Source organism: Variovorax sp. GW821-FHT09D04, assembly GCF_059416405.1.
Window position 1 is genome coordinate 96,472 of the sequence record NZ_JBWKPA010000009.1, and the last position, 15,005, is coordinate 111,476.

Consider the following 15,005-nt stretch of genomic DNA (forward strand, 5'->3'; position numbering starts at 1 on the left):
GGGCATGGCGAACGGCTCAGGCACGCGTGGGGGCGGCGAGCGCGGCGGCACGCGGCCTGACACGCAGCAGCAGCCCCGCCGCCACCAGGCCGGCCACGCCGGCACAGGCCATCGCGGCATGGAAGCCGCCCGCGAGCGCATCGCTCAGGAGCCGCTGCGCCATGCCGGGGTCGAGCGCGGCCAGCGCGCCGAGGTCGTGGCGGGACACCGCCGCCACGGCCGCCTGCGGTGCATCGGGCACGCCGGCACGCGCGAGCGAATCGGCCATCAGCGCGGTGGCGCGCGTGCGCATCAGCGTGCCGAGCAGCGCGATGCCGATCAGCATGCCGCCCTGGCGCAGCGCGTTCATGGTGGCCGAGGCCATGCCCGAGCGCTGCGCGGGCACCGAGGCCATCACCGCCGTGCTCGTGGCCGGCACGGCCAGGCCCGCGCCCGCACCCAGCGCCACGAAGAGCAGCGCCAGCGGCAGGTACGGCGTGTCGGCCGAGAACAGCGTCAGCAGCAGCATCGCCACGCCGATCAGTCCGTAGCCCGCGACCATCAGCGTGTGCACCTCGAAGCGGCGCGCCAGCCGGCCGAACTGCGAGGCCACGAGGCCCGTCGCCACGAACTGCGGCACCAGCCGCCAACCCGTCTCGCTGGCCGACCAGCCCTGCACCTGCTGCAGGAACAGCGAGAAGAAGAACAGGCTGGCGTAGGTCGAGAAGCCCAGCACGAACGAGGCGAAGTTGGTGACCGAAAAGCGCGCGTCGCGGAACAGCGCGAGCGGCAGCAGCGGCCGCTCCACGCGCGCCTCCACGGCCAGGAACAGCGCCAGCCCGACACCCGCCGCGACGAGCGCGATCACCGCGTGGCGCGAGCCCCAGCCGTGTTCGCCCGCAGCGATCAGCCCGTAGGTCAACGCGCCCAGCCAGAGCACGCTGAGCACCTGCCCCGCCGGGTCGAGCGCCGCATGCTCGGGGTGCGAGGACTCGCGCAGGCCCCACATGCCCAGCGCCACGGTCAGCACGCCGATCGGCAGGTTGATGAGGAAGATGCTCTGCCAGCCCGCGTGGTCCACCAGCAGCCCGCCGAGCATCGGCCCGAGGATCAGCGACAGCGCCGTGAACGACGACCAGCCGCCGATCACCCGCGCGCGGCTGGCCGGCTCGGGAAAGGCATGCGCCAGCAGCGACAGCGCGCCCGGGATCATCAGCGCACCGGCCACGCCCTGCACCGCGCGGCCCGCCAGCAGCATCGGCAGCCCCGACGCCATCGCGCACATCGCCGAGCCCACGGTGAAGACCACCACGCCGGCCAGCCAGGCGCGCTTGCGGCCGTAGCGGTCGCCGATCGGGCCGGCCGACAGCATGAAGGCCGACAGGCACAGCGCGTAGATGTCGATCACCCACTGCAGCCCGGCCAGGTCGGTGGCGAGCGCGCGCTGCAGCGTGGGCAGCGCCACGTTGACGATGCTCACGTCGAGCGTGGCGATGAAGCTGCCGAGATAGACCGCCGCCACCAGGGCCAGGCGGCGGCGCGGGTCGGCCGCGGCCGACGGGGAATGGGAGTCCATGGACGCCTTCGGGTCAGGAAGAAAGAAGGCGTCGATACTGACTTTGAGTCAGTATTTTGTCAATCAAATGAGAATTACTGTCATTTGCAACGTGGGATTCAAACCGCCGTCACAGCTTCAATCCCCAGGTTGCCTTGGCGCCCAGCGCCAGCACGCCGCCCACCACCCAGAACACGCCGGCAATGCCGATCAGCGCACCGAGCGAGCCGAACAGCATCGGCATCGCGACGCTCGATGCGTTGATGGTCATCAGCCGCAGCCCCAACGCCTCGCCATGCCGCGCATGCGGCGTGATCTGGTGCAGCATGCTCATCACCATTGGCTGCACCGCGCCGAGTGCGAAGCCCAGCACCACGGAGCAGATGCCCATGGTCCACGGTGAATTCAGCAGCGGGTAGATGGCGAACACGGCCGCAGTGACGACGGTCGAGCTCAGGATCACGCTGCGCTCCGACGCACGCGACGCGATCAGCGGCAACACGATGCGGATGACCGCCGCGGCGATCGCGAAGGCGCCGAGGATGGAGCCGATCACCGAGGCGCTGATGCCCCGGTCGTGGCCCAGCACCGGCAGCACGAAGGCGTGCACGTCCCAGCTCGACGACTGCAGCCAGTTCACAAACAGCAGGCGGCGGAACATCGGCTCGCGCAGCAGGTCCCAGGCGCGCGTGGGCGCGGCGCCCGGCACCGGCGCCACCCGCGGCGGCTCGTGCGCGCCGCGCGCCAGCAGCCAGCACAGCAGCGGCAAAAAGGCCATCACGGCGAAGCAGATGCGAAAGGCCAGCAGGTCGGCCGGCGCGCGGCCGGCGTGGTCGATCAGCATCCCGGCCAGGAAGGGCCCGACGAAGTTCGCCGCCGCCGGCGCGATGGCCAGCCAGCTGAACACGCGCTTGAGCTGCGTCGGGTCGGTGGCCGAGCGCCCCACGTGCCGCTGCAGCGCGATGACGGTCGCGCCGGTGGCGCCACCGGTCAGCAGCGCGGCGATGCACATGACGGGGAACACCGGAAAAACCAGCGCCAGCCCTGCCCCGCCCGAGGCCGCGATCACCGACAACCACAGCGGTCGCTTGAGCCCGTGCCGGTCGGCGAAGCGCCCGGCCGGCAGCGCCAGAAACACCTGGGTCAGCGCGAACAGCGCGATCAGCAGGCCGACGGCCGCTGCGCTGTAGCCTTGCTGCAGCGCGAGCAGCGGGGTGGCCAGTCGCATGCCCGCCATCGTGGCGTGCAAACAGACCTGCGCCACGATGACGCGCAGCAGTTCAGAACCTTTCACGGGGTGTCGTCGGCCTCGCTGTCAGTGTCGGCCGTGGGCGGCAGCAGCGCCTGCGACTGCGCCTCGGGCAAGGCCTCGACCTTGCGCAGCGCCAGGCGCATCTGCTTGGCGCGCGTGTCGGCCTTGTCGATGGTGTCGGAGGCCTTGGCCACCTGCTCCTTGATGCGCGCGACCCACTCGCCGTAGCGCTCGAACTCGGTCTTGACCGCGCCCAGCACCTTCCAGACCTCGGAGGCCTGGCGCTCCAGCGCCAGCGTGCGAAAGCCCATGTGCAGGCTGTTGAGCATGGCGAGCAAGGTGGTCGGGCCGGCCAGCGTCACGCGGTGCTGACGCTGGATGGCGTCCATCAGGCCGGGGCGGCGCAGCACCTCGGCGTAGAGGCTTTCGACCGGCAGGAACAGGATCGCGAAGTCGGTGGTGTGCGGCGCCGCAAGGTAGTTCTCGGCGATCGATTTGGCCTCGACGCGGATGCGCGTCTCGAGCGCCTTGGCCGCGGCCTCGGCACCGGCCGCATCGGCGCGCTCGTGGGCGTCGATGAGGCGTTCGTAGTCGTCGCGCGGAAACTTGGCGTCGATCGGCAGCCACACCGGCGCGCCGTCGTCGCCACGCCCCGGAAAGCGGATCGCGAAGTCGACGCGCTGGCCGCTGCGCGGCTTGGTCTCGACCTGGCGCGCGTACTGCTCGGGCGTGAGCACCTGCTCGAGCAACGCCTCGAGCTGCACCTCGCCGAACACACCGCGCGTCTTCACGTTGGTCAGCACGCGCTGCAGGCTGCCCACGCCGACGGCCAGCGTCTGCATCTCGCCCAGGCCCTTGTGCACCTGCTCGAGCCGGTCGGCCACCTGCTTGAAGCTTTCGCCCAGGCGCGCCTCGAGCGTGCTCTGCAGTTTTTCGTCGACGGTCTTGCGCATCTCGTCGAGCTTGGCGGCGTTGCTCTGCTGCAGCTGGGCCAGCTGGGTTTCCATGGTCGTGCGCACCTCGGAAAGGCGGCGCGCATTCGATTCGCTCAGGCCCTGCAGCTGGGTGTTCAGCGTGTCGGCCAATGTCTTCTGCAGCGACGCGAGCTGCAGCGCGAAGGCGTCGAGCTGCGCGTTCTGCGTGCGCGTGGCCTCGGCGCCCTGCTGCACCAGCGACTGCTGGAAGGTGGCGAAGGCCTGCGCGGTTTCCTGGCGTGCACCGCGCGAGCTTTCGCCGATCTCGTGGCGCAGCTCGCGCTCGGTGCGTTCGTTGGCGCGGCCCATGGCGGCGAGCACGCCCAGCATTTCGCTGTGGTCAGGTGGGGGTGGCCGGCGGGCCAACAGCCAGATGACCAGCACCAGCTGCACCACGGCGAATGCGGCCAGTGCGAGAAGAATCAGATCCGTCAGTTCCAAGGTGGGGGCGTGTCGCGCTCGCGGTCAGGTTTCGGGTTACTTCGTGGCCGCTGGCACCGGCGTGACCGGCGTCAGAGGCCCCTTGCCGGTGCCCCAGGCGATGAGGTTGTCGGCCGCCAGGTCGGCCATGGCGCGGCGCGTGGGCACGGTGGCGCTGGCGATGTGCGGCGTGAGCACCACGTTGGGCACGGTGAGCAGGTCGGGGTGGACCTTGGGCTCGCCCTCGAACACGTCGAGGCCGGCGGCGGCGATGCGCTTTTCGCGCAGCGCCACGGCCAGCGCCGCGTCGTCGACGATGCCGCCGCGCGCGATGTTGACCAGCGTGGCGGTCGGCTTCATGAGCGCGATCTCGGCCGCGCCGATGGTGTGGTGCGAGGCCGGCGAGTACGGCACGACCAGCACGACGTGGTCGGCGGTCTTGAGCAGCTCTTCCTTGCCGACGTAGCGGGCCTTGCATTCGGCTTCGAGCGCGGCGTCGAGGCGCGAACGGTTGTGATAGATCACGTTCATGCCGAAGCCGTGCGCGCCGCGCCGGGCAATGCCCTGCCCGATGCGGCCCATGCCGATGATGCCGAGCGTCGAGCCGTGGATGTCGGAGCCGGCGAACATGTCGTAGCTCCACTTCTCCCACTTGCCCGCGCGCAGGAAGTGTTCGCTCTCGGTGATGCGGCGCGCTGTGGCCATGAGCAGTGCGAAGCCGAAGTCGGCCGTGGTCTCGGTCAGCACGTCGGGCGCGTTGGTGCCCAGCACGCCGCGCGCGGCCATGGCGTCGACGTCGAAGTTGTTGTAGCCCACGGCCATGTTGGCGCAGATCTTCAGCTCGGGGCAGGCGTCGAGCACCGCGGCGTCGATGCGCTCGCTGCCGGTGGTGAAGGCGCCCTGCTTGCCCTGCAGCTTCGCGATCAGCTGGTCCTTGCTCCAGGTCTCGTCGGCCTGGTTCGACTCGACCTCGAAATACTGCGCCAGGCGCGCGAGGGTCTCGGGGAACACCGCGCGCGCGACCAGGATCTTGGGCTTGCTGCTGCTCATGGAACGTGTCTCTTTCTTTGAAGGGCTGGAAGGATCAACGGAAGAAGATGAAGGTGCACAGGACGAACAGCGGGACCAGGATCGCCCCCGACCACGCCATGTAGCCGAAGAAGCTGGGCATGCGCACGCCGCGGCTTTCGGCGATGGCCTTGACCATCAGGTTCGGCGCGTTGCCGATGTAGGTGTTGGCGCCCATGAACACGGCGCCGGCCGAGATGGCGGCCAGCGTGCTGGCATACGTGGTCATGAGCGCCGCCGGGTCGCCGCCCGCCGTGTTGAAGAACACGAGGTAGGTCGGCGCGTTGTCCAGGAACGAGCTCAGGATGCCGGTGGCCCAGAAGTACATGGCCGGGTCGGGCTGGCCGTCGGCGCGCGTCACGGCCGCGACGATGGCGCCGAACGGGCCCTGCGTGCCGGCCTTGAGCATGGCGATCACCGGGATGATGGTCAGGAAGATGCCGGCGAAGAGCTTGGCCACCTCGGCCATCGGGCCCCACTCGAACTGGTTGTCGGCGTGCACCTTGGGCGCCGTGAGCTTGTACGAGACGATGGCGATCAGCGCCAGTCCTACGTCGCGCACCAGGCCCGGCAGGCCGACCTCGGTGCCGAACACGTCGAACACCACGGGCGATTTCCAGAAGCCGCTCAGCAGCACCAGCGCGACGATGCCGCCCAAGAGCCAGAAGTTGGCCGCGCCGTCGAAGCCCAGGCGCGGGGTGTCGGGCGTCGGGTCGACGGGCAGCACGCCGTCCTTGCGGTAGAAGTGGCGGTCGATGGCATAGAACAGCGCCAGCAGCACGGCCAGGATGAAGATCGTCTCGGGCAGGATGTGCTGCGCGGTCCAGAAGAAGCCCACGCCCTTGAGGAAGCCGAGGAACAGCGGCGGGTCGCCCAGCGGCGTGAGCGAGCCGCCCGCGTTCGACACGATGAAGATGAAGAACACGATCACGTGCACCTTGCGCTGCCGGTTGTCGTTGGCCCGGATCAGCGGCCGGATCAGCAGCATCGAGGCGCCCGTCGTCCCCATGAAGCTCGCGAGCACCGCGCCGATGGCCAGGATCGCCGTGTTGAGCCCGGGCGTGCCGTGCAGGTTGCCGCGGATGTGGATGCCCCCGGCCACGGTGAAGAGCGCCGTGAGCAGGATGATGAACGGGATGTACTCGGCCACCAGCGCATGCACGAGCTGCACGCCCGCCAGCCCCGCGCCGTAGGTCGCGGCAAAAGGCAGCAGGAAGGCCAGCGCCCAGGCGGCGGAAATCTTGCCGTAGTGGTGGTGCCAGAACGAGGGCGTGGCCAGCGGCAGCAGCGCGATGGACAGCAGGATGCCGGCGAACGGCACGCCCCACAACGGCGAGAGCGCGGCACCGTCGAAATCGGCGGCGAAGGCCAGGGCGGGAAAGAGCATCGGCAGCGCCGCGGCTGCCGTCAGTCGGATCGTTTTCTTCATGGGGGCTGTACCGTACCAGACAGGTCAGTACAGCCTTCAAACGGGGGGTTGTTCGATCTCGAACACCTGGCGCAGGTAGGCCAGGTACTTCTCGTCCTCGCACATGTTCTTGGACGGCGTGTCCGACAGCTTGGCCACCGGCTGGTCGTTGCACTGGATCATCTTGATGACGATCTGCAGCGGCTCGTAGCCCAGGTCGTTGGTGAGGTTGGTGCCGATGCCGAAGGCCAGCAGGCAGCGCCCGCGGAACTGCTGGTACAGCTCGATGGTGCGCGGCACCGTGAGGCCGTCGCTGAAGATCAGCGTCTTGGTGAGCGGATCGACCCGGTTCGCGTGGTAGTGCGCCAGCATGCGCTCGCCCCACTGGAACGGGTCGCCGCTGTCGTGGCGGGCGCCGTCGAAGAGCTTGCAGAAGTACAGGTCGAAGTCGCGCAGGAAGGCGCTCATGCCGTACACGTCGGACAGCGCGATGCCCAGGTCGCCGCGGTATTCGCGGGCCCAGCTCTCGAAGCCGAAGATCTGGCTGTCGCGCAGGCGCGGGCCCAGCGCCTGGCAGGCCTGCAGGTACTCGTGCGCCATGGTGCCCAGCGGAATGAGCCCCAGCTTCATGGCGTACAGCACGTTGCTGGTGCCCGCCAGCTGCGGCAGCCGTTCGCCCGCGGGCGACTTGGCCGGCGGCGAGGCCACGGCGCCGAGCCGCTGGGTCAGGGTGCGCAGCACTTCCTCGTGCCAGTCTTTCGAGAAGCGGCGGCGCGTGCCGTAGTCGGCGATCTTCAGGTCGCCCAGGCCGGCTTCCTGCAGCTGGCTGATCTTGAGGTCGAGGCGGCGGCGGCCTTCCTCGAAGTCGGGGTTCTTCTGCGTGTTGCGAAAGTAGACCTCGTTCACGATGGCCAGCACCGGGATCTCGAACAGGATGGTGTGCAGCCACGGCCCCTTGATGCGGATCTCGAGCTCGCCCGAGGGCTGGGGGATGACGTTGATGTACTTCTCGTTGAGCCTGAACAGGCCCAGGAAGTCGACGAAGTCGCTCTTGATGAAGCGCATCGAGCGCAGGTAGGCGAGCTCGGCGTCACGAAACTGCAGCGAGCACAGGCTGCGAATCTCGTCGCGGATCTGTCCCGCGAACTGCGCGAGGTTGACGCCCGGGTTGCGGCACTTGAAGCGGTACTCGACCCGCGCCCCCGGAAAGTGGTGCAGGACCACCTGCATCATCGTGAACTTGTAGAGGTCGGTGTCGAGCAGGCTGTGAATGATCATGGTGCGGTGCGCGGTGTCTCGGGTCTCTGTCGTCGGCGTCCGTTCCATTATCACGGCCAGCGTCGGCCTGTGCCTACGAGGGCCGGCCTGCACGTCCTACCGGCAGGGGGAATCACCCACGCGACATTGGTTTCACGGCGGCGGCATGTTCCGCCGGGTCATCACTCTTTCTCAAGGAGATTCGCATGAACAAGGACACCATCGAAGGCAACTGGAAGCAGCTCAAGGGCAAGATCAAGGAGCAGTGGGGCAAGCTGACCGACGACGACTTCGACGTCATCGCCGGCAAGCGCGACCAGTTGCTGGGCCGCATCCAGGAACGCCACGGCATCAGCCGCGACGAGGCCGAGAAGCAGGTCAAGGACTGGGAATCTCGCGACGGCCGCTCGCCGGACGCACTCTGGTTCGAGAAGAACTGAGAAAGAAGCAGGCACCCTGCGCCCTTTTCTTCTCTTTCCCTGTCATTCACCGCAAAGGACACACACCATGAAAAAACAACACCTCGTCATGCTCGCCCTCGCCTCCTCCTTCTTCGTCGCCGGCCAGGCCGGTGCGATGACCAAGGACGAGTACAAGGTCGCCAAGGAAAAGGTCGAGGCCGACTACAAGGTCGCCAAGGCCCAGTGCGACACGATGAAGGACAACGCCAAGGACGTCTGCCAGAAGGAAGCCAAGGGCAAGGAAGAAGTGGCCAAGGCCGAGCTGGAGCAGCAGTACCAGCCGAGCGACAGCCATGCCCGCAAGGTGGCCGAAGAAAAGGTGAAGGCCACCTATGAAGTCGCGAAGGAAAAGTGCGACGACCAGAATGGCGCGGCCAAGGACGCTTGCGTGAAGCAGGCCAAGGCTGATGAAGCCCAGGGCAAGGCCGACATCAAGGCCATGAAGAAGACGATGTAAGCGGGGCTGCGGCCCCTCTCACGGACGGCGCCTGCGGGCGCCGTTTTTCATGGGCGCTCAGGCGCGCAACGAATCGACCACCTGCTGCAGCGCCTCGGGCAATGGCACCGGCCGCTGCGTCGCGCGGTCGACGTACACATGCACGAAGTGCCCCTGCGCCGCGGCGGTGTCGGAACCCTCGGCGAACAGCGCGATCTCGTAGCGCACGCTCGATCGGCCCGCCTGCGCCACGCGGATGCCCGCCTCCACCGTCTGCGGGAAGGCCACCGGCGCGAAGTAGTTGCACTGCGTCTCGACCACGAAGCCGATGGTCTGGCCGCCATGGATGTCGAGCGCGCCGCGCTCGATGAGCAGCGCGTTCACCGCGGTGTCGAACCAGCTGTAGTAGACGACGTTGTTGACGTGGCCGTACATGTCGTTGTCGGCCCAGCGCGTCGGGATGCTGCGAAACGCCCGGTAGGCGCTGCGGGTGTGGGGCGTGGGCTTGGGGGTTTGTGCGGGTGTGGTGGGGGCGCTCATCGCGCGGCATTTTGCCAGCGGCGCCAGTAGTCCAGCGCCACCCGGAAGGTGCCCAGCTGCACCTGCACCGTCTCGGCGATGTCGCTGGCGTAGCCGCCGGCCATCGCGAAGGCCGTGGGGATGCGCCGCTGCCAGGTCCAGTCGAACACGCGGCGGTCGCGCGCCTCCAGCCCGTCGAAGCTCAGCTTGAGGCGGCCCAGCCGGTCGCGCTCGAAGGGGTCGGCGCCGGCCAGGTAGATCACGAGGCCGGGCGAGAAGCGGCGGTCGAGCTCGTCGAGCGCGTGCTCCAGCGCCGCCAGGTAGTCGGTGTCGCCGCAGCCGTCGGGCAGCTCCACGTCGAGGTCGCTCGCCTCCTTGCGGAACGGAAAGTTCTTCTGGCCGTGCACCGACAGCGTGAACACGCTCGGGTCGCCCTGGAAGATGCGGGCGGTGCCGTTGCCCTGGTGCACGTCGAGGTCGATCATGGCCACCCTGAGCAGCCGGCCGGCGCGGGCCTGCTCGACCTGCATCAGCCGCGCGGCCACCGCCGCGTCGTTGAAGACGCAGAAGCCGCTGCCCTTGTCTGCATAGGCGTGGTGCGTGCCGCCCGCCATGTTGGCCGACACGCCGCCCGCGAAGGCCGCGCGGCAGGCCGCGATGGTAGCGCCGGTGGAGCGGCGCGAGCGCTCGACCATCGCCTCGCTCCAGGGAAAGCCGATCTCGCGCATGGCCTGCGGGCTCACGCGGCCTTCGCTGACGGCGGCGATCCATTCGGGGGTGTGGGCCAGCGCCAGCTCGTCGTCGGTGGCGCGCGGGGCCGCGTCCATCTCGACGGCCGGCAGCTGCTCCTGCAGGCGATCGCGCAGCATCGCGTAGCGCGACATGGGAAAACGATGGCCCGGCGGCAGGGGCAGGACGAACTGCCCGGAATAGAAAGCACGCATGGCCGCATTCTGGCCGCGCAGGCCGGATTTAGAAGGCCGCTTCTAAATTGCTGCAGAGCAGCAAAAACCACTTGATCGCCGCGTTCAGCTGCCTATACTTGAGGCCATGCTGCACCGCAACATAGACGACGAGGCGCAGCGCAACGTGAATCGACCACCCCATCATCCTTTCTGGAGATCTCAAATGGCCCTGACCGCTGACCAAATCCTCGCCGCCCAAAAAGCCAACCTCGAAACCCTGTTCGGCCTGACCACCAAGGCCTTCGAAGGCGTTGAAAAGCTGGTCGAACTGAACGTGACCGCTTCCAAGGCCGCCCTGACCGAAGCTCAGAGCACCGCTCAAGCTGCCCTGAACGTCAAGGACGCCCAAGAGCTGCTGACGCTGCAAGCCAGCCTGTTCCAGCCCCTGGCCGAAAAGACCGCTGCCTACAGCCGTCACCTGTACGACATCGCCCAAGGCACCAGCGCCGAATTCTCGAAGGCTTTCGAAGCCAAGGCCGCTGAAGCCCAGCAAGCCTTCGTCGGCCTCGTCGACAGCGCTTCGAAGAACGCCCCCGCCGGTTCGGAAACCGCCGTCGCCGTGCTCAAGAGCGCCGTGGCCGCCGCCAACAACGCTTTCGAATCGGTCCAGAAGGCCGTCAAGCAAGCGTCGGACGTCGCCGAAGCCAACTTCAACGCCGTGTCGACCCAAGCCGTCGCCGCTGCCAAGACGGCCACCGCTTCGCGCAAGCGCTAAGCACCGACCACCACCAGTTGTCTCCTTGGGTCCTCACGGATCCAATTCAGGGCCTCGTCTCACGACGAGGCCTTTTTTTTTCGTCCGGCGGCCGTCTTCGATAATGCGGGTCTCATTTCAGGAGACTCTCAATGCAGATCGACGGCAAAGTTTTTATCGTGACCGGTGGCGCTTCGGGCCTCGGCGAAGGCACGGCGCGCATGCTGGCCGCCAACGGCGCCAAGGTGGTGATCGCCGACATGCAGGCTGACAAGGGCGAAGCCGTCGCCCGCGAGATCGGTGGCGTGTTCGTCAAGTGCGACGTGAGCCAGGAAGCCGACGGCCAAGCCGTGGTGGCTGCCGCCGTCAAGCTCGGCAAGCTGATGGGCCTGGTCAACTGCGCCGGCATCGCGCCGGCCGAGAAGACCGTGGGCAAGAACGGCCCGCACGCGCTGGCCGTGTTCAGCAAGACCGTCACGGTCAACCTGATCGGCAGCTTCAACATGATCCGCCTGGCGGCCGACGCCATGGGCAAGAACGAGCCCGAGGCCACCGGCGAACGCGGCGTGCTGATCTCGACCGCCTCGGTCGCGGCCTACGACGGCCAGATCGGCCAGGCCGCCTACAGCGCCTCGAAGGGCGGCGTGGTCGGCATGACCCTGCCCATCGCCCGCGACCTCGCGCGCAGCGGCATCCGCAACATGACCATCGCCCCCGGCATCTTCGGCACGCCCATGCTGTTCGGCATGCCCCAGGAAGTGCAGGAGGCGCTGGCCGCCAGCGTGCCCTTCCCGTCGCGCCTGGGCACGCCCGAGGACTACGCCAAGCTGGCCAAGCACATCATCGAGAACGACATGCTCAACGGCGAGGTGATTCGTCTGGACGGAGCGATTCGATTGGCCCCTCGCTGAGCTCGGACGCCGGCAGCTTCGTGCTGCCGGTGCGGTCCAGGCGCTCGTAGTTCGCGATCACCTGAGCCCCGAGCAGCACCAGCATGGCGGCGATTTCCAGGCTCAGCAGCACCACGATCGCCGTGGTGAGCGAGCCGTAGACGATGTTCACCTGCGACAGCGTCGAGAAATACCAGATCAGCACGCGCCGCGTGGCCTCCCACAAGAGCGCAGCGGTCACGCCGCCCAGCAGCGCATGCCGCAGCGACATGCGCCCGGCCGGCATCACGAGGTAGAGCGAGGTCAGCATGAAGATCTCGCCGCCCAGCCCCAGCAGGTACAGCAGCAGGCCCGAAATGCCCGACAGCGACCAGCTGCGCCCCAGCAGGTCGACGCTTTCCTGCCCCACCAGCTGCAGCGCCCCCGACACCAGCGTGACCAGCAGCAGCCCCGCGCACAGGCTCAGGATGTAGAGGTACGGCATCGCCACCGACACGAGAAAGTGGCGCTTGTGATCGTCCTTGCGGTGGTGAAAGATCACCGCCATCGCGCTTTCGAGCACGCTGAACGCCAGCGAGCTGAAGAAAATCATCGTCACCAGCAGCACCGGCCCGAGCACGGAGCGGTGGTCCAGGAAGCTCGACAGCTCGGCCACGATCGCTTTCGACTGCCCCGGCAGCAGCCATTCGAGGTAGCGCCCGATGGTGCGCAGCAGCTCGGCCTGGTCGATCACGTGCGACAGCGCCATCACGCTCACGATCAGCAGCGGCACGATGGACAGCAGCGCGTAGTAGGCGACGGCCCCCGCCAGCAGCAACCCCTGGTTGGCTCGGAAGTCCTTGAGCGCGCCCCAGACGAAGCGCAGCGGATGGCGCAGCAGCGGCGCGGCGTGTTGCAAAGGCAGTGGCGTCTTCATGCGTGATGTGGATTTGCGGCGGGGTTCAGTATGCCGCCCGTGCGCTTGCGTATGATTTGCCGCTCCCCGCAGCCATGACCATCCCCGCTTCATTCATCCAGGAACTCATCGCGCGCGCCGATGTGGTCGAAATCGTCGGCCGCTACGTCCAGCTCAAGAAGGCCGGCGCCAATTTCATGGGGCTGTGCCCCTTCCACGGCGAGAAGTCGCCCTCGTTCTCGGTCAGCCCGACCAAGCAGTTCTATCACTGCTTCGGTTGCGGCGTGCACGGCAACGCCATCGGCTTCCTCATGGAACATGCGGGCATGGGCTTCGTCGAGGCCGTGCACGACCTGGCCGGCCAGTACGGCCTGGTCGTGCCCGAGGACGACGTCTCGCCCGCCGAACGCGCCCGCGCCGCCAGCCAGCGCCAGAAGCAGGCCACGCTGACCGACGTGCTCGAGAAAGCCGGCGACGCCTACCGCAAGGCGCTGCGCCAGGCGCCCGGCGCCATCGACTACCTCAAGGGCCGCGGCGTGTCGGGCGAGATCGCCAAGCAGTTCGGCATCGGCTATGCGCCGGCCGGCTGGCGCGCGCTGGCCAGCGTGTTTCCCGACTACGACGATCCGCTGCTCGCCGAGAGCGGGCTGGTGATCGTCAACAACGAGGAAGGCAAGCTCAGCGACGAGGAGGCCAAGCGCTACGACCGCTTCCGCGACCGCGTGATGTTCCCGATCCGCAACGTCAAGGGCGAGTGCATCGGCTTCGGCGGGCGCGTGCTCGGCGACGAAAAGCCCAAGTACCTGAACTCGCCCGAGACGCCCGTCTTCAGCAAGGGCCGCGAACTCTACGGCCTGTACGAAGCCCGCGCCGCCTTCCGCGACCGCGGCTACGCGCTCGTCACCGAAGGCTACATGGACGTGGTGGCGCTGGCCCAGCTCGGTTTTCCGAACGCGGTGGCCACGTTGGGCACCGCCTGCACCACCGAGCATGTGCAAAAGCTCTTCCGCTTCACCGAATCGGTGGTGTTCAGCTTCGACGGCGACGCCGCCGGACGCCGCGCCGCGCGCAAGGCGCTCGACGGCGCCCTGCCCTACGCCACCGACACGCGCAGCATCAAGTTCCTGTTCCTGCCGGCCGAGCACGACCCCGACAGCTACATCCGCGCGCACGGCGCCGAGGCCTTCGCGGGCTTCGTGGCCGAGGCCACGCCGCTGTCGCGCTTCATGCTCGAAGCCGCGCGCGAAGGCTGCGACCTGAGCTCCGCCGAGGGCCGCGCCCACATGACGAGCAATGTGCGCCCGCTCTGGAGCGCGATGCCCGACGGCGCGCTCAAGCGACAGCTGCTCAGCGAGATCGCCACGCTGGTCCAGCTCGACGCCGCGGCGCTGTCCGACCTGTGGGCCACCGCCGCGCCCGGTCCGCGCAAGAGTGGCGGCAGCAGCCAGCCATCCCAGGCGCCGCAGCGCCACAGCGAACCCGACAGCTACGGCAACGACCCGGGCGACTACTACCCCGACCTGCCGCCGACGCAGGACTACGAGCCGCCGCGCTACGAAAACGAGAGCAAACCCAAGTTCCAGCCGCGCAAGTTCACCAAGGGCAAGCGCTGGGGCGGCAAGTTCGAGGAGCCCATCGAGCCGCTGCGCGGACGCGGCAAGCCGCCGAGCCGGCCCGACGTGGCGGTGCGGCTGGTGCTGTCGAACATGGCGCAGTGGGAGGCGCTGTCGCACGAGCTGCACGTGATGCTGTGCGACCTGCCGGGCGAGCACGGCGCCCTCTTCACCTGGCTGGACAGCCAGCTGCACGAGCACGGCGTGCAACCCTGGGCGGCGCTGCGCGAAGGCCTGCGCGGGCTCGATTTCGCGCCGCTGGCCGAGCGCCTCATGAGCGTTTCCGAGGCCGGGCCGGTGCCCGAGGGCGAGGAAGAACAGCACCTGGCCGAGGCCGCCAAGGAGCTGGGGAGCGTGCTCGACTTCATGCTCGACGACCGGCTCAAGGCCCAGCAGAGCGAGGCCATCGCTTCGGTTGGAAAAGACCCGAAAGCCCTGGAACGCTACAAGGCGCTGGAAGCCCGCCGGCTCGAATTGCGAGGCCGCATTCGCGCGTCGGGGACAGATACTGCTTGAAATTTGCGCAACAGGCTATAATGTAGGGCTTCGCAACTGGCGAAATTAGGCAAGAGCGACAGCAGCACCTCCGGGCCGACCCCTAGCGCAACGCACTCCAACG

General features: G+C 68.1%; 14 protein-coding genes. 5 read left to right on the top strand and 9 right to left on the bottom strand.

The genetic code is table 11. From position 1 onward, the window contains the following. Window positions 1–16: 16 nt before the first annotated feature. The 6 genes from AC07O4_RS24420 to pncB form a co-directional block, all read right to left on the bottom strand. Window positions 17–1,555, bottom strand: a complete 1,539-nt coding sequence (locus AC07O4_RS24420; protein WP_495305885.1) for a DHA2 family efflux MFS transporter permease subunit — start codon at window positions 1,553–1,555, stop codon at window positions 17–19. Between the two features lie 109 nt (window positions 1,556–1,664). Further along, entirely contained in the window at window positions 1,665–2,828 is a 1,164-nt protein-coding gene (locus AC07O4_RS24425) for an MFS transporter (RefSeq protein WP_159277573.1), read from the bottom strand. After that, complete coding sequence (locus AC07O4_RS24430) at window positions 2,825–4,195, bottom strand: DNA recombination protein RmuC (protein WP_495305957.1); 1,371 nt, start codon at window positions 4,193–4,195, stop codon at window positions 2,825–2,827. Before AC07O4_RS24430 ends, AC07O4_RS24425 begins: the two co-directional genes overlap by 4 nt. Before the next feature lie 42 nt (window positions 4,196–4,237). Next, the gene (locus AC07O4_RS24435) at window positions 4,238–5,230 is read right to left on the bottom strand and encodes a 2-hydroxyacid dehydrogenase (RefSeq protein WP_495305886.1); all 993 of its coding nucleotides are present in this window, start codon (window positions 5,228–5,230) and stop codon (window positions 4,238–4,240) included. 34 nt (window positions 5,231–5,264) lie between these two features. Continuing rightward, window positions 5,265–6,677: a sodium:proton antiporter gene (locus AC07O4_RS24440; protein ID WP_159277575.1), complete on the bottom strand. Its 1,413-nt coding sequence runs from the start codon at window positions 6,675–6,677 to the stop codon at window positions 5,265–5,267. Between the two features lie 36 nt (window positions 6,678–6,713). Next, window positions 6,714–7,934, bottom strand: a complete 1,221-nt coding sequence (pncB, locus tag AC07O4_RS24445; protein ID WP_070059637.1) for a nicotinate phosphoribosyltransferase — start codon at window positions 7,932–7,934, stop codon at window positions 6,714–6,716. Window positions 7,935–8,119: 185 nt separating this feature from the next. Between pncB and AC07O4_RS24450 the strand changes: the two genes are divergently transcribed. After that, window positions 8,120–8,353 (top strand): CsbD family protein, encoded by a 234-nt coding sequence (locus AC07O4_RS24450; protein WP_095950977.1) that lies wholly within the window; start codon window positions 8,120–8,122, stop codon window positions 8,351–8,353. Window positions 8,354–8,420: 67 nt separating this feature from the next. After that, window positions 8,421–8,831, top strand: a complete 411-nt coding sequence (locus tag AC07O4_RS24455) for a hypothetical protein (RefSeq protein ID WP_095744613.1) — start codon at window positions 8,421–8,423, stop codon at window positions 8,829–8,831. A 57-nt stretch (window positions 8,832–8,888) separates the two neighbouring features. Here the strand turns inward: AC07O4_RS24455 and AC07O4_RS24460 are convergent, their stop codons facing one another. Next, window positions 8,889–9,350, bottom strand: a complete 462-nt coding sequence (locus AC07O4_RS24460; RefSeq protein ID WP_095744612.1) for an acyl-CoA thioesterase — start codon at window positions 9,348–9,350, stop codon at window positions 8,889–8,891. Next, on the bottom strand, window positions 9,347–10,273 hold the full coding sequence (locus AC07O4_RS24465; protein ID WP_495305887.1) for a histone deacetylase family protein: 927 nt from the start codon (window positions 10,271–10,273) through the stop codon (window positions 9,347–9,349). Before AC07O4_RS24465 ends, AC07O4_RS24460 begins: the two co-directional genes overlap by 4 nt. Window positions 10,274–10,457: 184 nt before the next feature. Between AC07O4_RS24465 and AC07O4_RS24470 the strand changes: the two genes are divergently transcribed. Both AC07O4_RS24470 and AC07O4_RS24475 read left to right on the top strand, forming a co-directional pair. Next, window positions 10,458–11,009 carry a phasin family protein gene (locus tag AC07O4_RS24470; RefSeq protein WP_492732543.1) on the top strand — a complete coding sequence of 184 codons (552 nt, stop codon included), beginning with the start codon at window positions 10,458–10,460 and terminating at the stop codon, window positions 11,007–11,009. Between the two features lie 131 nt (window positions 11,010–11,140). Then, window positions 11,141–11,899, top strand: coding sequence for a 3-hydroxyacyl-CoA dehydrogenase (locus AC07O4_RS24475; RefSeq protein WP_495305888.1), 759 nt, complete (start codon window positions 11,141–11,143; stop codon window positions 11,897–11,899). On the opposite strand, the gene AC07O4_RS24480 is transcribed toward AC07O4_RS24475, so the two are convergent. After that, window positions 11,847–12,794: a YihY/virulence factor BrkB family protein gene (locus tag AC07O4_RS24480; protein WP_495305889.1), complete on the bottom strand. Its 948-nt coding sequence runs from the start codon at window positions 12,792–12,794 to the stop codon at window positions 11,847–11,849. The two genes, AC07O4_RS24475 and AC07O4_RS24480, sit on opposite strands and share 53 nt — an antisense overlap. Window positions 12,795–12,868: 74 nt before the next feature. On the opposite strand from AC07O4_RS24480, the gene dnaG reads away from it, so the two are divergent. Then, window positions 12,869–14,902 carry a DNA primase gene (dnaG, locus tag AC07O4_RS24485; RefSeq protein WP_495305890.1) on the top strand — a complete coding sequence of 678 codons (2,034 nt, stop codon included), beginning with the start codon at window positions 12,869–12,871 and terminating at the stop codon, window positions 14,900–14,902. The last annotated feature ends 103 nt before the right edge of the window (window positions 14,903–15,005 follow it).